This is a genomic window from Mesorhizobium sp. XAP4 (genome assembly GCF_029269325.1).
GTDB classification, from domain to species: domain Bacteria; phylum Pseudomonadota; class Alphaproteobacteria; order Rhizobiales; family Rhizobiaceae; genus Mesorhizobium; species Mesorhizobium ciceri.
On the sequence record NZ_JARIXW010000005.1, the window covers coordinates 238,266 to 256,235 of the forward strand.

Annotated in this window: 16 protein-coding genes and 1 tRNA gene; 10 read left to right on the forward strand and 7 right to left on the reverse strand. The window is 62.6% G+C overall.

Translation table 11 applies throughout. From position 1 onward, the window contains the following. Positions 1-76 precede the first annotated feature (76 nt). The 5 genes from P3C39_RS22545 to tkt form a co-directional block, all read right to left on the reverse strand. Positions 77-1,102, reverse strand: coding sequence for a class I fructose-bisphosphate aldolase (locus P3C39_RS22545; RefSeq protein WP_064993257.1), 1,026 nt, complete (start codon positions 1,100-1,102; stop codon positions 77-79). A 133-nt stretch (positions 1,103-1,235) separates the two neighbouring features. Beyond that, positions 1,236-2,432 (reverse strand): phosphoglycerate kinase, encoded by a 1,197-nt coding sequence (locus P3C39_RS22550; RefSeq protein WP_275954356.1) that lies wholly within the window; start codon positions 2,430-2,432, stop codon positions 1,236-1,238. 145 nt (positions 2,433-2,577) lie between these two features. After that, the gene (locus P3C39_RS22555) at positions 2,578-4,467 is read right to left on the reverse strand and encodes a potassium/proton antiporter (protein WP_275954355.1); all 1,890 of its coding nucleotides are present in this window, start codon (positions 4,465-4,467) and stop codon (positions 2,578-2,580) included. A 218-nt stretch (positions 4,468-4,685) separates the two neighbouring features. Continuing rightward, the gene (gene gap / locus P3C39_RS22560) at positions 4,686-5,696 is read right to left on the reverse strand and encodes a type I glyceraldehyde-3-phosphate dehydrogenase (protein ID WP_063173206.1); all 1,011 of its coding nucleotides are present in this window, start codon (positions 5,694-5,696) and stop codon (positions 4,686-4,688) included. A 158-nt stretch (positions 5,697-5,854) separates the two neighbouring features. Beyond that, complete coding sequence (tkt, locus tag P3C39_RS22565) at positions 5,855-7,846, reverse strand: transketolase (protein ID WP_275954354.1); 1,992 nt, start codon at positions 7,844-7,846, stop codon at positions 5,855-5,857. A 263-nt stretch (positions 7,847-8,109) separates the two neighbouring features. Here tkt and P3C39_RS22570 point away from each other — a divergent pair, with 263 nt between their 5' ends. From P3C39_RS22570 to P3C39_RS22585, 4 genes are all read left to right on the forward strand, one after another. Continuing rightward, positions 8,110-8,382 (forward strand): DUF4164 domain-containing protein, encoded by a 273-nt coding sequence (locus P3C39_RS22570; protein ID WP_013529251.1) that lies wholly within the window; start codon positions 8,110-8,112, stop codon positions 8,380-8,382. An 11-nt stretch (positions 8,383-8,393) separates the two neighbouring features. Beyond that, positions 8,394-8,759 (forward strand): cell division protein ZapA, encoded by a 366-nt coding sequence (locus P3C39_RS22575; protein ID WP_013529252.1) that lies wholly within the window; start codon positions 8,394-8,396, stop codon positions 8,757-8,759. 224 nt (positions 8,760-8,983) lie between these two features. Further along, a complete protein-coding gene (locus P3C39_RS22580) occupies positions 8,984-9,643 on the forward strand; it encodes a peroxiredoxin (protein WP_275954353.1) in 660 nt (219 codons plus the stop codon). A gap of 143 nt (positions 9,644-9,786) precedes the next feature. Next, entirely contained in the window at positions 9,787-10,659 is an 873-nt protein-coding gene (locus P3C39_RS22585; RefSeq protein WP_275954352.1) for an MBL fold metallo-hydrolase, read from the forward strand. 139 nt (positions 10,660-10,798) lie between these two features. On the opposite strand, the gene rpoH is transcribed toward P3C39_RS22585, so the two are convergent. Further along, positions 10,799-11,710 (reverse strand): RNA polymerase sigma factor RpoH, encoded by a 912-nt coding sequence (gene rpoH / locus P3C39_RS22590; protein WP_013529255.1) that lies wholly within the window; start codon positions 11,708-11,710, stop codon positions 10,799-10,801. A 201-nt stretch (positions 11,711-11,911) separates the two neighbouring features. Further along, entirely contained in the window at positions 11,912-12,952 is a 1,041-nt protein-coding gene (locus P3C39_RS22595) for an RluA family pseudouridine synthase (RefSeq protein WP_275954351.1), read from the reverse strand. A 27-nt stretch (positions 12,953-12,979) separates the two neighbouring features. Between P3C39_RS22595 and P3C39_RS22600 the strand changes: the two genes are divergently transcribed. The 6 genes from P3C39_RS22600 (at position 12,980) to P3C39_RS22625 (ending at position 17,759) form a co-directional block, all read left to right on the forward strand. Then, positions 12,980-13,363 carry a fimbrial protein gene (locus P3C39_RS22600; protein ID WP_013529257.1) on the forward strand — a complete coding sequence of 128 codons (384 nt, stop codon included), beginning with the start codon at positions 12,980-12,982 and terminating at the stop codon, positions 13,361-13,363. Positions 13,364-13,408: 45 nt separating this feature from the next. Then, positions 13,409-13,816 (forward strand): VOC family protein, encoded by a 408-nt coding sequence (locus tag P3C39_RS22605; protein WP_275954350.1) that lies wholly within the window; start codon positions 13,409-13,411, stop codon positions 13,814-13,816. Positions 13,817-13,906: 90 nt separating this feature from the next. After that, positions 13,907-13,981, forward strand: a tRNA-Glu gene (locus tag P3C39_RS22610). A gap of 371 nt (positions 13,982-14,352) precedes the next feature. Beyond that, the gene (locus P3C39_RS22615; RefSeq protein WP_245483246.1) at positions 14,353-14,559 is read left to right on the forward strand and encodes a helix-turn-helix domain-containing protein; all 207 of its coding nucleotides are present in this window, start codon (positions 14,353-14,355) and stop codon (positions 14,557-14,559) included. Positions 14,560-14,619: 60 nt separating this feature from the next. Then, the gene (locus P3C39_RS22620) at positions 14,620-15,012 is read left to right on the forward strand and encodes a hypothetical protein (RefSeq protein ID WP_275954349.1); all 393 of its coding nucleotides are present in this window, start codon (positions 14,620-14,622) and stop codon (positions 15,010-15,012) included. 146 nt (positions 15,013-15,158) lie between these two features. Continuing rightward, positions 15,159-17,759 carry an AAA family ATPase gene (locus tag P3C39_RS22625; RefSeq protein ID WP_275954348.1) on the forward strand — a complete coding sequence of 867 codons (2,601 nt, stop codon included), beginning with the start codon at positions 15,159-15,161 and terminating at the stop codon, positions 17,757-17,759. The last annotated feature ends 211 nt before the right edge of the window (positions 17,760-17,970 follow it).

The following is a 17,970-nucleotide window of genomic DNA, read 5'->3' on the forward strand; positions in this document are numbered from 1 at the left end:
CCCCAAGCCCTGCAAGTCACAAACAAAAAACCCGGGCGCATCGGCCCGGGTTCGAAGGAGGAAGAAAGGACTGTGATCAGGCGGCCTGTTCCAGGCTCGCCTTCCATTTTCCGAGCGCTGCCAGATGGTTCATGTGGGCGCGATGGGTGAAGGCGGCCTGGCCGGCGGCAACGTTCGAGGCTTTGCCGCTCCAGGCTTTCTGTGGCGCGGCCTGCAGCGCGCGACCATAGGAGAAGGTCAGCTTCCACGGGTGCGGCCCGATGGCGTTGATGGCGTTGAGATTGGCGGTCGCCTCTTCGTCTTCCTGGCCGCCGGAAAGGAAGGCGATGCCCGGCACCGCTGCCGGCACTGTCTCGCGGAACAGTTTTATGGTCTTTTCGGCGACTTCTTCGGGGCTGCTCACCTTGCCCGATTTCCTGCCGGCCAGCACCATGTTGGGCTTCAGGATGGTGCCTTCCAGCACGACGCGCGCCGCATGGAGCTCGTCATAGAGCTTGATCAGCGTTGCCTTCGAAATGTCGTAACAAGTGTCGATGTCGTGGGCGCCGTCCATCAGCACCTCCGGTTCGACGATCGGCACGATGCCGGCTTCCTGGCAGAGGGCGGCATAGCGGGCGAGCGCATGAGCGTTGGAGCCGATCGAGGTCGCCGAAGGGACGCCCTTGGCGATATCGATGTCGATCACCGCGCGCCATTTGGCGAAGCGGGCGCCGAGCTTGTAGTAGTCGGCAAGCCGTTCGCGCAGGCCATCGAGGCCTTCGGTGACGGTGTCGCCGGGAAACCTGGCCAGCGGCTTGGCGCCGGCATCGACCTTGATGCCGGGGATGGCGCCGGCCGCCTTGATGATGTCGACCAGCGGCGTGCCGTCGGCGGCCTTCTGGCGGATCGTCTCGTCATAGAGGATGACGCCGGAGATGTAGCGGGTCATCGCGTCCCTGGTGCGGAACATCATCTCGCGGTAGTCGCGGCGGCTGTCGGCGGTCGATTCGACGCCGATGACGTCGAAGCGCTTCTTGATGGTGCCGGAACTTTCGTCGGCGGCCAGCAGGCCCTTGCCATCGGCGACGATCGCAGCGGCAATGTCTTCGAGACGTTCGCTCATTGTTGCTTCTCCTGAAACGGTTGTTCCGCGCTTAACGGAAGTCTACCGCCAAAGGAATGGCATCGGAAAGCTCGAATCGATTGAAGCCTCGGGCGGCCTTGTTCGCTCTCCGAGTGTTGATCGCCTCGGAGCCTCAGCGCTTCAACACATCGACGCCGGGCAGCGGCTTGCCTTCCATCCACTCCAGGAAGGCGCCGCCTGCGGTCGAGACATAGGTGAAGTCGTCGGCGACGCCGGCGTGGTTGAGCGCCGCGACCGTATCGCCACCGCCTGCGACCGAGACCAGCTTGCCTTCCTTGGTGCGCGCCGCCGCATGCTTGGCCGCCGCCACCGTCGCATGGTCGAAGGGCGCGATCTCGAAGGCGCCGAGCGGGCCGTTCCAGACCAGTGTCGCGGCGCGGTCGATCCATTCGCCGATGGTCGTCACGGTTTTGGCGCCGACATCGAGGATCATCCCGTCGGCCGGCACATCGGAGATGGCAACGGTCTCGCAGGCCGCGCCCGCCTTGAACTCCCTGGCGACGACGCCGTCGACCGGCAGGATGATGGCGCAGCCGGCCTCGGCCGCCTCGATCATGATCTGCTTGGCGGTTGAGGCGAGATCATGCTCGCACAGCGATTTCCCGACATCGGTGCCGCGCGCGGCGAGGAAGGTGTTGGCCATGCCGCCGCCGATGACCAGCGCGTCGACCTTCTTCACCAGGTTCATCAACAGATCGATCTTGGTCGAGACCTTGGCGCCGCCGACAATGGCGACGACCGGACGGACCGGTTTTCCCAGACCTTTCTCCAGCGCCTCAAGCTCGGCTTGCATGGTGCGGCCGGCAAAAGCCGGCAACAGATGCGCCAGCCCCTCGGTCGAAGAATGCGCGCGGTGCGCGGCCGAGAAGGCGTCGTTGACGAAGATATCGCCATTGGCGGCGAGTTTTTCGGTGAAGGCCGGGTCATTCTTTTCTTCGGCCTTGTAGAAGCGAGTGTTTTCGAGCAGCAGCACGTCGCCCTTGTTCATGGCGGCGACAGCGCTTCCGGCCGTGTCGCCGACGCAATCCGAGGCGAAACCGACGGGGCGGCCGAGCACTTCTGCCGTGGCTTTGGCGATCGGCTCCAGCGAGAATTCGGGCGAAGGCCCATCCTTGGGTCGGCCGAAATGGGCGAGCAGGATGACCTTGGCGCCCTTGGCCGATAGCTCGGCGATGGTCGGTGCGATGCGTTCGATGCGGGTGGCGTCGGTGACTTTGCCCTCAGTGACAGGCACGTTGAGGTCGACGCGCACCAGCACGCGCTTGCCGCTGATGTTGCCGATATCGTCGAGTGTCTTGAAGGCGGCCATGCGGGTTCCTTTCGCGAAAAACCGGGGGACCATACCCCGCATCGGCGACGATGCAAGGCTTAGGGCGCGCTCGAACCGAAATTTTGAAGTGGGCACGATCTTGCACCGGCGGGCGGATGAATGGCAGCGCTCAATAGCGGGTTTGTCAGCTTTCGGTTGCTGCCTTTTCCGGCGCTGGCTCCGGGGCCGGTTTGTCGTCCGCCCGCGCCTCGTCCGCCTGCGCCTCGGTCGGCTTGCGCCAATTGCGGATGAAGGCGGAAAGACGATCGCCGATTTCTCCGGCGCTGAGGAAGACCGGCACCCGCGCCACCGGAGCGGTCGGCTCGAACGACAGGCCGAGGCCTATGATCTTCCCCTTGTCGTCGACGTCGCGGACGATCAGTTCTATCGGGCCGAGCAGCACGCGGTCGGCATATTCGGCATGGCCGCCGAGCCGCGCCGTGACCAGCGCGCCAACGGTGAGCTTTTGCTCCGCTTCGGTTAGACCTGGCGTATAGGCTGCTTCCAGTTCGGCGGCGGGGCGCGCTGGATCGACGGCGAAGGCGCCGAAGAAATCGGCATCTTCGGGATCGACCACGGCACGGCTGGCGAACAGCTTGTCGAGCAGGCGCGGATAGCGATCCGGGACGAAAATGTAGACCTGGTCGCCGGCGGCGAGCCGGCCCATGTCCTGGAAGCGCATCGAACGGCCGTCACGCAGCACCAGCGAGGGTCGCGCCCAGCGTGGGATGCGCTCGCCGCGCGCCACCGGGCTGCCGGGTGCGACGCGATAGGCGAGAAGCTCGTGATGGGCCGAACCCGGCAATTCCAGCTCGACCTTGTCCAGCGGTCCGAGCCGCGCCGGCACGATCAAACCGAGGCGGCGCGCCAGCGGTCCGACCGTCCAGCCCTGGATGACCAGCGAAACCAGAACGATGATGAAGGCGGTGTTGAAGATGACACGGCCATTTTCCAGCCCGCCGAGCAGCGGGGTGATGGCGAGCAGGATCGACACCGCGCCGCGCAGGCCGACCCACGAAACGAAGGCGACTTCGGGGCGCGGCATGCGGAACGGAATCAGGCAGAGCCAGACTGCGACCGGCCGCGCCACGAACATCAGGAACAGGCCGAGCAGCACCGCCGGCACCATGATCGCCGGGAATTGCGAGGGCGTCGCGAACAGGCCGAGGATGAGGAACATGATGATCTGCGCCAGCCATGACATGCCGTCCTGGAAGCGCTTGAGGATGGTGACGGCGCGGATATCGGAATTGCCCGAGATGAGGCCGGCGATATAGACCGCCAGGAAGCCCGAGCCGCCAATGGCGCCGGCGGCGGCAAAGACCATCAACGACAAGGTCAGCACGAAGATCGGCAGCAGGCCATGGTCGAGATTGAGCCGGTCGACGAGACGCACGATGGCGAGGCCGCCGAGCACGCCGACGACAGCGCCAAGGCCCATGTTGAGCAGGAAGCCGAGGAAAAGGCTGGTGACCAGGACGTTGGTCTCGGGATTGGCATGAGCGGCGATGATCTCGACCAGCGTGATGGTCAGGAAGATGGCGATGGGGTCATTGGTACCGGATTCCACCTCGAGCGTCGAGCGCACGCGTTCGCGCAGATTGATCTCGCCGGCACGCAGCAGGAAGAACACGGCGGCCGCATCGGTGGAGGCGACTGCGGCGCCGAGCAGGAAGGATTCCAGCCAGGTGAGGTCGAGCAGATAGTGGGCGGCGGCGCCGAACAGGCCGGTGGTCAGAATTACGCCGAAGGTCGCCAGCGACAACGCCGGGCCGGCTGCCTGCCGCAAGGCGTTGAGCGGCGTGCCGAAGCCGGAATCGAACAGGATGACGGCCAGCGCCAGTGAGCCGGCAAAATAGGCGATGCGGGCATTGTCGAACTGGATGCCGAGACCGTCGGTGCCGGTGGCGAGGCCAATGCAGAGGAACAGGAGCAGAAGAGGGGCGCCGAAGCGGAAGGCGATCAGGCTCGAAAACGCGGCGGCGACGACAAGCGCTGTGCCGACCAGCGTGACGAGATAGATCGCATGCTCCATCCTGAAATCAGCCCCTCAAATTCGTCTGTCTCCTGCTTTGCGAGAGAGTGGGGCGAAGACGTGACCAGTGCAAGGCGGCAGGGTGGCTTTTTGGCCTATGCCGCTGATTTTCGGATGTTTTGGCGCCCGGGACACAATTTGGGAAGGCGCAAGCTGCGCTCATGAAAAACGCCCGGGCAAAGCCGGGCGTTCCAAGTCTCGAAAAGAGAGCTTTGTGATCAGGCGATGGTCTTGCCGAAGGCGACCGATGTGTCGCCCATGCGGTTGGAGAAACCCCATTCATTGTCGTACCAGGACAGCACCGATACGAAGTTGCCGTCCATCACCTTGGTCTGGTCGAGCGCCATGATCGAGGAGCGCGGATCGTGGTTGAAGTCGATCGACACGTTCGGGTGATGGGTGACGCCGAGAATGCCCTTGAGCTTGCCGTTGGAGGCGGCGATCACCGCTTCGTTGATCTCCTGCACCGTGGTCGACCGCTTGGCGATGAACTTGAAATCGACGACCGAGACGTTCGGGGTCGGCACGCGGATCGAGATGCCGTCGAGCTTGCCCTTGAGGTCGGGCAGCACCAGGCCGATCGCCTTGGCGGCACCGGTCGAGGTCGGGATCTGCGACAGCGCGGCGGCGCGGGCGCGGTAGAGATCCTTGTGCATGGTGTCCAGCGTCGGCTGGTCGCCGGTGTAGGAGTGGATCGTCGTCATCATGCCTTTTTCGATGCCGACCGTTTCGTGCAGCACGGCTGCCAGCGGCGCCAGGCAGTTGGTGGTGCACGAGGCATTCGAGATTACGATATGATCCTTGGTCAACTGGTCGTGGTTGATGCCGTAGACCACGGTGAGGTCGGCGCCTTCGGCAGGGGCCGAAACGACGACGCGCTTGGCGCCGGCGGTCAGGTGTGCCGCTGCCTTGTCGCGGGCGGTGAAGATGCCGGTGCATTCGAGCGCGATGTCGATGCCGAGTTCCTTCCACGGCAACTGCGTCGGATCCTTGATCGCGGTGACCTTGAACGTCTCCTTGCCGACGGTGATCTGGTCGCCGGATACCGAGACTTCATGTGGGAAGCGGCCGTGCACGCTGTCATAGCGCAAGAGGTGCGCATTGGTCTCGACTGGGCCGAGGTCGTTGACGGCGACGACGTCGATGTCCTTGCGGCCGGATTCATGGATAGCGCGCAGGATGTTGCGGCCGATGCGGCCAAATCCGTTGATGGCAACTCTGACGGTCATAATTCTCTCCCTGGGAGTTGGAGGGCGGACGAGGGGTCTGCAGTTTCATAGCGGCGGAAGCAGAAAGAATCCAGTCGCACTGGCGTGGATTTAAATCGATTAAGTTGAGCCAGCCCGGCGAAGCCGTTTTCGCGGTTTCGCCGAACTGGCCCAGAATCTTACTTGGCGTGCAGGCGGGCTTCCGCCGCCTTGGCCGCGGCCTCGGCGGTAATGCCGAAATGCGGATAGAGTTGCTCGATCGTGCCCGACGCGCCGAAGCCGGTCATGCCGACGAAGATGCCGTCTGAGCCGATCAGATGATCCCATCCCTGGCGGATGCCGGCTTCGATCGCCATCTTGATCGGCGCATTGCCGATCGTCTTCTTGCGGTAGTCGTCGCTCTGCTGGTCGAACAGTTCGAAGCAGGGAACCGAGACGACGCGGGTCGGATGGCCGTGCTTTTCCAACAGCTCGCGCGCGCCAAGTGCGATCTCGACCTCGGAGCCGGTGGCGAAGATCGTTATCGCCACCTCGCCGCTGGCGGCGGCCAGCTCATAGGCTCCCTGGCTGCTGAGGTTCTTGGCCGTGAATTCGGTGCGCACCGTCGGCAGGTTCTGGCGGGTCAGCGCCAAGGTCGACGGCGTCTTTTCCGACTCCAGGGCGATCTGCCAGCATTCCGCGGTTTCGACCGCGTCGGCCGGGCGGAAGACATTGTGGTTGGGGATCGCGCGCAATGCCGCCAGATGCTCGACCGGCTGGTGGGTCGGGCCGTCTTCGCCCAGACCGATGGAATCATGGGTCATGACGAAGATCGAGCGGATGCCCATCAGCGAAGCAAGACGCATTGACGGGCGGGCATAGTCGGAGAAGCACAGGAAGGTGCCGCCATAGGCGATGAGGCCGCCATGCAGCGTCAAGCCATTGATGGCGGCCGCCATGCCATGTTCGCGAATGCCGTAGTGGACATAACGCTGGCCGTAATCGTCGGGCGTAATGTTCTTGGTCTGGCTGGTCTTGGTGTTGTTGGAGCCGGTCAGGTCGGCGGAGCCGCTTATGGTTTCCGGCACGGCGCCGTTGATGACCTCCAGCGCCATTTCCGAGGATTTGCGGGTGGCGACCTTCGGCTTGTCGGCCGACAGCTTCTTCTTGTAGTCGGCGATGACGGCGTCGAAATTCGACGGCAGCTTGCCGGCGAGGCGGCGTTCGAACTCGGCCTTCAACTTGGGCTCGGCCTTGGCCAGACGTCCCTCCCAGTCGGTGCGCGGTTTGGCGCCGGTTTTACCGGCGGCGCGCCATGCGTCAAGGATGTCGGCCGGAATCTCGAAGGGCGGCGAGTCCCAGTTGAAGAATTTGCGCGCACCGGCGATCTCGTCGGCGCCGAGCGGCGAACCGTGCGCCTTGTTGGTGCCGGCCTTGGTTGGAGCGCCGAAGCCGATGGTCGTCTTGCAGGCGATCATCGTCGGCTTGTCGGAGTGACGAGCGGCTTCGATGGCATAGGCGATGGCTTCCGGATCGGTGCCGTCGATGTGGCTGGCGTTCCAGCCCGAGGCCTGGAAGCGGGCGACCTGGTCGGTGTTGTCGGCAAGCGAGACCGGGCCGTCGATCGAGATGTTGTTGTTGTCCCAGAAGACGATCAGCTTGTTGAGCTTGAGATGGCCGGCAAGCGCGATGGCTTCCTGGGAAACACCTTCCATCAGGCAGCCGTCACCGGCCAGTACGTAGGTGTAATGGTCGACGAGGTCGTTGCCGAAGGCTGCGTTCATGATGCGCTCGCCGAGCGCGAAGCCGACCGAATTGGCGAGACCCTGGCCGAGCGGGCCGGTGGTCGTCTCTATGCCGGTGGCATGGCCGTATTCGGGATGGCCGGCGGTCTTCGAGCCCAACTGGCGGAAATGCTTGATCTGGTCGATCGTCATGTCCTCGTAGCCGGTCAGGTGCAGCAGCGAATAGAGCAGCATCGAACCGTGGCCGGCCGACAGGATGAAGCGATCCCGGTCGGGCCAATGGGGGGCCTTCGGATCATATTTCAGGAACTTCGTGAACAGCACCGTGGCGATGTCGGCGCAGCCCATGGGCAGGCCGGGATGGCCGGAGTTTGCCTTCTCGACGGCGTCCATGGAGAGAAAGCGGATCGCATTGGCCATCCGGTCATGTTGTTCACGCGACGTCATGGTTCCTCCAGAAGTGGGGGGTTGGGGGCTTGGGAGAGCCCTTGAAAAGGGTGCGCGACACATAGCAGGCGCGGGCTTTTAGTCAACAAATCGGGTGCACATTTGCCGGTCTTGTGATGCCGGCGGCGGACCTACATTAGCGTTAGCGGGGGACAGTCGCGAGAGCTTTGTTGACGTTGCCTTCACCCGGTGCCTAATGTTTCAGGGATAACGCGTTCTGAACGTGAACGATTCGGTGATGGGCAGGGCACAGGACGAAGGCCATGACCGGGGAAGCCACACTCAAGGAAGTCATCGCGAGGCTGGGCAAGGCCATCGAGGGGCTGGAAAACGCCGTCGCGGCCAAGCTCGAGCATGAACGCGACTACTCCGAAGCCGAGGCCGAGGTGCAGCGGATGAACGCCGATCGCTCGCGGCTGGCGCAGGAACTCGACAATTCCGAAGCGCGCGCCGAACGGCTGGAAGATGCCAACAAGGAAGTCTCGCGACGTTTGGTGACCGCCATGGAAACCATCCGCGCCGTGTTGGACAGATAGGAGCTGGCCCGATGGCACAGGTCACGGTTTCAATCGACGGCAAGCAGTATCGCATGGCCTGCGACGAGGGCCAGGAAGAGCATCTGATAGACCTTGCCGAACGTTTCGACCGCTATGTTTCACACCTGAAGGACTCGTTCGGCGAGATTGGCGATCAGCGGCTGACCGTGATGGCCGGCATCATGGTGATGGATGAACTCTCGGAGTTGCAGAAACGCGTCAAGGGCATGGAAAGCGAAGTGCTGACCTTGCGCAAGACCCGCGACGAGGCTCTGACCAAGGCCGACAAGAGCGATAGCGTGCTGACCAACGCGCTCAGCGCGCTGGCACAGCGCATGGAAGACCTGACTGTGACAATGGCGGTCAACAAGAGCTGAGGCAGGATCTCTCCTGTCCAGCCCAACAGGCTCTCATCCGCGTGCCGAGCATTCGGCAGCATAAAAATGCTCGCGTGCCGCCGACAAGAGTTTCATATTATCTTGCAGTCACAATTTTTGCGCTAAGATGCAACGATGCCCGGGCGGGGCAGCTTGATGGCGGCATGGGTTGCCGCTTGTCGTTCCTCGCTGCCGACGGGTTCCGTTTACAGGGGAGATGTATCATGAGCCTTCGTATCAACGACATTGCGCCGGATTTTACCGCCGAGACCACGCAAGGGACGATCAAATTCCACGACTGGATCGGGGACGGATGGGCGATCCTGTTCAGTCATCCCAAGAATTTCACGCCGGTCTGCACGACCGAGCTTGGCACGATGGCGGGGCTCGAAGGCGAATTCAAGAAGCGCAACGTCAAGATCATCGGCATTTCGGTCGATCCGATCGAAAGCCACGGCAAGTGGCAGGACGACATCAAGACGGCGACCGGCCATTCGGTGAACTACCCGCTGATCGGCGACAAGGACCTCAAGGTCGCCAAGCTCTACGACATGCTGCCGGGCGGTGCCGGCGAGACGTCGGAAGGCCGCACGCCGGCCGACAATGCCACGGTGCGCTCGGTCTATGTCATCGGACCGGACAAGAAGATCAAGCTGGTGCTGACCTACCCGATGACCACGGGCCGCAACTTCGATGAGATCCTGCGTGCGGTCGATTCCATGCAGCTGACCGCCAAGCATCAGGTGGCGACGCCGGCAAACTGGAAGCAGGGCGAGGACGTCATCATCACCGCTGCCGTCTCCAACGAGGACGCGATCAGGCGCTTCGGCGCTTATGAGACCATCCTGCCGTATCTGCGGAAGACCAAGCAGCCCTCTGCCTGACCGCTCCTCGGAACAGTTTTTGGCTTTCCTGTCGCCGCGAGCGAAATGATACTTGACTGGCTCACCCGAGCGGACAACCATGCTCCTCTCGGGTGTCGTCAGAGAAAATCATTCCTGACGACCGAGAGTTGGGGAAGCCAGAATTGGACGTAGCTTTGGCCAGGCCGCAGGTCAGCGGCTTCTACGACAAGCCGACCGGGGCCATCCAGTATGTCGTCGCCGACCAGGCGACGAAACGCTGCGCCATCATCGATCCGATCCTCGATTTCGACGAGAAATCCGGTGCTACGGCAACGACGAATGCCGATATCCTGCTCGACTTCGTCAGCGAGCAGGGGTTGAGCGTCGAATGGATCCTCGACACCCATCCGCACGCCGATCATTTCTCGGCGGCGCACTATCTGAGGGAGAAGACCGGAGCGCCGACAGCGATCGGCGACAGGGTCGTCGACGTCCAGAATTTGTGGAAGGCGATCTACAACTGGCCGGATTTTCCCGCCGACGGTTCGCAGTGGGACAGGCTGTTTGGTGAAGGCGAAACCTTCACGGTCGGCATGCTTCCGGTCAAGGTGCTGTTCTCGCCGGGGCATACGCTGGCGTCGATCACCTATGTGATCGGCGATGCCGCCTTCGTCCACGACACGCTGTTCATGCCCGACAGCGGCACAGCGAGGACGGACTTTCCCGGCGGCAGTGCCGCGCGGCTCTGGCGCTCGATCCAGGACATACTGGCGTTGCCGGACGAGACGCGGGTGTTCGTCGGTCATGACTATCAGGCCGGCGGCCGCGAACCCTTGTGGGAAAGCACGGTCGCCATACAGAAGGCGACCAACACCCATCTTGCCGCCGCCCGCAGCGAGGCCGAGTTCGTCGCCCTGCGCGAGGCGCGCGACAGGACGCTGCCGATGCCGAGGCTGATCCTGCATGCGCTGCAGGTCAACATGAATGGCGGGAGGCTGCCCGAACCCGAGGCGAATGGCCGGCGGTATCTAAAGTTTCCGCTGGATGGGCTTTGAGAGATCGCTGCCGGCGAAGCTGCAATCTCCCCCCTTGCGGGGAGATCGGATGTCGTCTCCGCTTTCGCCAACCACATAAGAAAAAAAGCGGCGCCAGTTTCCTGGCGCCGCCTTTAGATCTTGTGGCCTTTAGCCGGCTTTAAGCTGCGGGCTGCGCCTCAATGGTGCGCAGCGCCTGGGTCTGGCGCTTGGCGGCGGCCTTGACCGCATCCTGTACCTTCTCGAAGGCGCGCACCTCGATCTGGCGCACGCGCTCGCGGCTGATGTCGAATTCGGACGAAAGCTCTTCCAGCGTCAGCGGCTCCTCGGCGAGGCGACGGGCCTCGAAGATGCGCCGCTCGCGCTCGTTGAGCACGGCAAGAGCGCCCGACAGCATGCCGCGCCGGTTTTCCAGCTCATCCTGCTCGATCAGCATCTCTTCCTGGCTTTCGTGGTCGTCGACCAGCCAGTCCTGCCACTCGCCGGACTCCCCTTCGCTCGCCCGGATCGGGGCATTGAGCGAGGCATCGCCCGACAGGCGGCGGTTCATCGACACCACTTCGGCTTCGGAAACGTTCAGCCTGGTGGCGATCTCGGCGATCTGGTCGGGCTTCAAGTCGCCGTCGTCGAGCGCCTGGATCTTGCCCTTCACCTTGCGCAGGTTGAAGAACAGGCGCTTCTGGTTGGCGGTCGTGCCCATCTTGACCAGGCTCCACGAGCGCAGGATGTACTCCTGGATCGAGGCCTTGATCCACCACATGGCATAGGTCGCGAGGCGGAAGCCGCGCTCGGGTTCGAATTTCTTGACGGCCTGCATCAGGCCGACATTGCCTTCCGAGATCACTTCGCCGATCGGCAGGCCATAGCCGCGATAGCCCATGGCGATCTTGGCGACGAGCCTGAGGTGGCTGGTGACGAGCTTGTGCGCAGCGGAGGTGTCTTCATGCTCGGCATAACGCTTGGCGAGCATGTACTCTTCCTGCGGCTGCAGCATGGGAAAGCGGCGGATTTCTTCCAGGTAGCGGCTGAGGCCGCCTTCGCCGGAAACGATACTGGGTAGTGACTGGGCCATGATAGCGCCCCCTCTCTATTGGAGTGATGCCCCCGAAACGCGGCGGGCATGTGACGCGAGCACCAAAAGGCTCGCCCGCGACATCGGATCTTATACAGGAACAAAACCAGAAAAGACAGGCATTTGTTCAACACGAAACAGTGTGTCACGGTGAAGTGAACAATGTCAGTCAGGTTTTTTGACGGCTTGTCGGTGACGGGTTCAGAGTTTGCGGAAGCCGCCGACGAGTTCCTCCATGTCCCTCGGTAACGGCGCCTCGAACCTCATCGTTAAATGGGTAGTGGGGTGGCGAAATGCAAGGAGCCAGGCATGCAAAGCTTGCCGGGGAAATGCCTTGACCTGGCTTTTCAGCGGTTCCGGCAGCCGGTTGGCCTTGGTGCGGAAGGCCTGGCCATAATCGGGGTCGCCGATCACCGGATGACCGATATGCGCCATGTGGACACGGATCTGGTGGGTGCGGCCGGTCTCCAGCCGGCATTCGACCATGCTGGCGGTGGCGAACTCCTGTTGGCCCTCGCCGAAGCGCTCCTGCACGGCAAAGTGGGTGACCGCATGGCGGGCGTCGTCGCGTCCTTCCGGCACCACGGCACGGCGCACGCGGTCGGCGGCGCGGCCGAGAGGCGCGTCGACCCTTCCGGTCGGCCTCTGCGGTATGCCCCAGACCAGCGCCAGATAGGCACGTTCGAGATCGCCGGTGAGGCCGTGATCGGCGAAAGCCTCGGAGAGTGACTTGTGGGCGCGGTCAGTCTTGGCGACCACCATGACGCCGCTGGTCTCCTTGTCGAGGCGGTGGACGATGCCTGGCCGCCGCACGCCGCCAATTCCGGAAAGGCTGTCGCCGCAATGATGGATCAGCGCGTTGACCAGCGTACCGGTCCAGTTGCCCGCTCCGGGGTGCACGACAAGCCCGGCCGGCTTGTTGATGACAATCAGCTCGTCGTCCTCATAAAGCACATCGAGTGCGATGTTCTCGCCCTGCGGCTCCGCCGGCTCCGGCTCCGGCATGGTAACCGACACGCTTTCGCCCGGCGCCATCTTGCGCTTGGTCTCATCGATCAGCTTGCCGTCGACCGAGACCGCGCCATGCCTGATCAACATCTGCACGCGGCTGCGTGACATGTCCGGACCAAGCCTTGCCGCCAGCCACTGGTCGAGGCGCTGACCGGCCGCGTCCGCATCCGCCACCAGCACGGTCGGTACCGCCTCTATCAATTCAGGGGCCTCTTCGTTATGAGCGCTCATTGAAAAACCGTTCCGGAACTGTTTGCCATGGCCAGCCCGATCGCCGAAGAAGACCAGGATAAGCCGCTCGACCCCGAGGTCGAAAAGGTGCGCAGGAAACTTGTCCGCTTCGTCGGGATCAATCTCGGCCTGCTGTTCCTCGCCCTTATGGTGGTGATCGGCGCCCTTGTCTACAAAGCGCGCAATGCACCGCCGGCGAACCCGCCGCTGGCCGGGGATATCCAGACACCCGCCGGCGAACCGGTCAGCGGCGACATCGTGCTGCCGGTCGGGGCCAAGGTGGTCAGCCAGTCGCTGTCCGGCAACCGTGTCTCGATCGACGCCGAGCTTGCCGACGGCAGCCGGACGATCTTCGTCTACGACATCACTGAGCGACGCCTCATCGGCCGCTTTGCGATCCGCAACAAGTGACCGAGCCGCAACGATGAACGGCAGCAGGCCAATGAAGCCTCGGGGATGAGCGGGTTCGCCGAACATCGTCGCGTCGCCACGGTCGCCCTGGTCGTCGCCAATTATGACGAGGCGATTGCCTGGTATGTCGAGAGGCTGGGTTTCCTGCTCGTCGAAAATGTCGATCTCGGCGGCGGCAAGCGCTGGGTCACAGTGGCGCCGGCCAACGGGCAGGGCGCCAGGCTGCTGCTGGCCGAGGCTTCCGACGAGGCACAAAGCAAAAGTATCGGCAATCAGACCGGCGGGCGTGTCTTCCTGTTCCTGGAAACCGACGACTTTGCCCGCGACCACGCGGCGATGCTGGAGAAGGGCGTCGAATTCCGCGAAGCACCGCGCTTCGAGCCCTACAGCACGGTGGCGGTTTTCGCCGATCTGCATGGCAATCTCTGGGATCTGATCGAACCGAAACGATAGGCTGACGGCCGGCTTTTCCTCGACCGGGGAAAGCGGCCTAACCCCAGTTGCTTTTTCCCAGCGCTCAGCCTATATCGCCGGTTCTTGAACGCGCCCATCGTCTAGCGGTCAGGACACCGCCCTCTCACGGCGGGAACAGGGGTTCGATTCCCCTTGGGCGTACCAACGAAATCAAGCACTTAGAAGAAGCCCCGGGGTTTCGTTGCTGAAATCGTTGATCTTCGGCCGCCTGTGCGGCCGTTCACGTTTCCGTGATCGAGAGCGATTCAGGAAATCCAGCCACCCCGCTTGCAGCGCAATCCGAAGCCTTATGCGGTCTCCAGCCGCGCACGCGCGTGGATGCGAGTATTATCAAACCCTTGTGCCAAAATGTATGTCGAAATTAAACGGCATACATATTTGGCAGATTGGACAAGATGTCCATTGAATGGACAGAATGTCTTGCAAATCTCCGTAAGTAACTCGGGATGCTTTGTATTGCATCGATTTATTCTTGTGTGTATGTTTAATGGATGCCAATTGCACAGGAGGCAATCTTGCCGAACGGAAGAAATTCAAAGACAGGCCTCGGCGTCACGTCCGCGGCTCTGACGATCGATGAGACCGCCGACTATCTGCGCATCTGCCGATCGACGGTTTACAAGCTTTTCCGCGAGGGCCAGTTGAAGCCTGCCAAAGTCGGCGGGCGAACGCTCGTGCGCAGGGTCGACGCCGATGCCTTCCTCGAACGCTGCGTGGCTTAGTTGGCAGCCGCGCCAGTATCCCGAGCGGAACGCCGCCGGGCCGTGAAGGCTGCGTTCCGCATGAGCGCGCCTGTGATCGCGCAGCTCAGGCCAATGACCATCGATGAGATGGTGCCCGGCGAAGTGTACGACCCCGGCTATTCAATTTTCGTGATCGAGACGCTGCCCGTGTTCGGGGCGAGCGGCCGGGAAAAGTTCGGGTTCCAGTGCCAGGTTTGGCTTCCACCAGAGCACCGAGAGCCGACCGTTGCCAACACGAAGATTGCGATGGGCGTGCTGCGCAACATCGATCCGAACGCGCGGAAAATGATCGGCAAGATTGCCGCTCTATCGCGCGACCCGCGCTCGCGCCGAGAAGCTGTGCGTATCGGGATGAGGGAGGAATATATCCCGCCCGATCGAGCCGCTCCGTTCTTAAGCCGTTCTCAACTCCGCGCCTCGCCGGCAGGCTGACGCTACCAAGACGACCAAGCGACAAAGGAATTGAAATGGAAAGGCCGGCCGCGTCTGTCAACGCGCACCGGCCAGAAAGAAGTCGCGCTGTGTCTATACAAGAAAAGCCCCCGGCTGTCCAATCATCTGGCATCGCGGAAGCGATCTTGAAGATCCGTCCTGCCAAGGTTGTTGAGCTATTTCCCGACGCTGCGGCGCCGCGCCTGCAGCGCGAACTGTCCTTCTCCGTGATGGAAAGCGCGGGCGCCCTCACGAAGTCATTTAGTATCGACGCCGCTGGCAAGCCGATCAGTTCCCGTAGCCCTGGGATGGCAACCGGCATGGTCCGGCGCGTTTCTCTGGCCGGCACTGCGCCGGAGATCGCCGCGTCCTTTTCGACGGTCCTAGCCTCGCTGAAGTCGACCGAAGCGCTGGTCTTGGTCCCGCCGCCTGATGGCAAGGAATCAACGATCGTCGTCACGGAAGCAATGCTCCCCGAGGTTCCCAATGCGATCAGCCGCGGCAAGGCGTTCTTTGCGCACCAGGCAACCACGTCAGTGCTCGGGCTCGATTTTGATGTGAAGGACTGGCCGGAGGACATCATACAGCGCGTGCGCGATACGCCAGATGAAATCACCGGCGCGCTTGCCAGCGTGTTTCCCGCTTTCGCTGATGTCTGCATGGTGCTCCGGCCGTCGTCCTCCACCGGTGTTCGCAACAAGGCTGGCGGCCAATCGACCGGCGCCAATTCGGGGCAGCACCGCTATGTGTTCGTCTTGGACGGTTCCGACATTGCAGCATTTGCCGATCGTTTGTTCGACCGGCTGATTTTGGCAGGGTACGGCTTCCCGTTCATCACTAAGAGCGGTGCAGTGTCCGTGCGAACGCTCATCGACAAGATCGCAACCAAAGGCCCGGAACGGCTGTGGTACGAAGCCGACGCCATTCTCGATGACAGCCGGCTGGCCTACTCGCCAGGCGCGCGGGATCCGCGGGTCATCAATCCCGACGGCGGCTTCTGCGATACGCGGCAGCTCCCGCCTTTGTCGGACCTCGAGCAGTCGCAACTGGCGGAGCGCATCGAAGCTATCAAGCTTTCATGCGCCGACCGGGCTGCCGCGGTCTCTGCCGCGTATCGACAGACCGAGATCGCGAAGCATACCGCGAAGGGGCGGAGCCACGCCCATGCTGAAGACATCGTCGCCGCGGCTGTTGAACGATCAGAACTGAAAGGCGGATTCGAAATTCGGCTCGACGATGGCCGCTGGGTGACGGTCGACGAGATCCTGGCCGACAAGGCGGCGTTTCATCGCAAGACATGCGCGGACCCGATCGAGCCGGAGTATGGCGGCGGACGAAACAAAGCGATCATCTACACCGACGGTTCATATCCCCACATCGCCAGCCAGGCGCACGGCGGCGCCGATTACAAGCTGCTGGAAGACATCGCCGCGAAGTATCACGAGCCGGTGGGGTCGACCGGCCTCCAGGTCGTCACGGGCCTCATCAATCCGAAGTCGCTACCCGTTCGCGAAATGCTGATCGAGCCGCGCTTGCCGATTGGCGATGTCACACAATGCGTGGGTGAACCTGGCATCAGCAAATCGACGTTCGCGATCCGCGACGCACTGATCATCGCCACCGGCCGGCGCGAGTTGCTGCGCGGTGCCAACGGGCACGGTTTTGAAGAGCTTCACCGCACCGGGTCGGTCATCATCTACAATGCCGAGGACAAGCTCGACGAAATGCAGCGGCGGCTTTCCGCCTACCAGCAATATCTTCGGCTCGAGCCCGCGGACATGAAGCACGCAATCATCCTGTGGTCTGGCGTCGATGACGAAACGCTGACGATTATGCACCGGCCGGACACGCGGAAGCCGCTGGTGCGCGCCGACGGCGCCAAGCTGTTGGAAAGCCGGATCAGGGAATATCAGCCGGTGCTGGTCATCCTGGATCCGCAAATCAGCCTGATGGCTGGCGGCGTCGAGAACAGCAACGACGATATGAACGCCCTCCTGCAGGAGATCGCGAACATCGCCGCCCGCAACCGGGTAGCGATCGAGATCATCCACCACACGTCGAAGGGCAGCCGAGACCAGCGCGGCGACATGGGCGCCGGCCGCGGCGCGTTCGCGACCGTGGGCAAGGTTCGCAGCGCGTTCACGCTCTGCAACGTCACCGGGACCGACGACGAGAAGGATTGGGGTGTCTCTGCGGCCGACCATATGCTGCGGCTCGACTATGCCAAGGTTAGCCACAGCAAGAAGCCGACAACCCCGATCGTCATGCAGCGCATCGCCGTGCCGGTGAACAACGGCAGCGGGCTCCCGCGTGGCGTAGCCAGCGCTCTTTTCGATGAGGATCCGGCAGAACGTCTGAAAGCCGAAGGGGACTTTGCGCCTGTGCTCGAACTGGTCGACGTCAAAAGCCGAATGGAGGTTTCGTCGGCGCGCGAGGTTGACGAAGAGAAGGCCCGCGAGATCGCCCGCGTCGTCGACGCGATCATGGGCGAATTCGACGAATGCGAACTCCCCGGCATCATCGAAACCGTCGCGGAAAAACTTCGCAAAGATGGCCTAACGACCGCAAAACATCGCCCCGCGGTCACAGGCCTCGTCTCGGAATCTCTGCACGGTGCCGGCAAGTCGATCGAGCGCGGAGGACAAATTGTCTGGATACGCGCTTTCAAAAAGGCCGGACATAAGACGGCGCCATGGTTCTTAAGACGGGAAATCAGCTTGCCGGTAGTGGGGAGCGAAAATGCTTGACGGGCTTGTCGGTGAGCTTGTCGGCGACAAGCAAAAACCCTCACGATATCAGTGGCTTGCCGTGTATGTCGCTCGAGCTTGTCGGCTTGTCGGTCGGAAACAAGCGACAAGCTCGAAAAAAACCCAATGTTTTCAATGCTTGTCGGCTTGTCGGTCTTGTCGCTACTACGTAGGGGCTGTCGGACCGACAAGCCCGACCCCCAACGTAGAC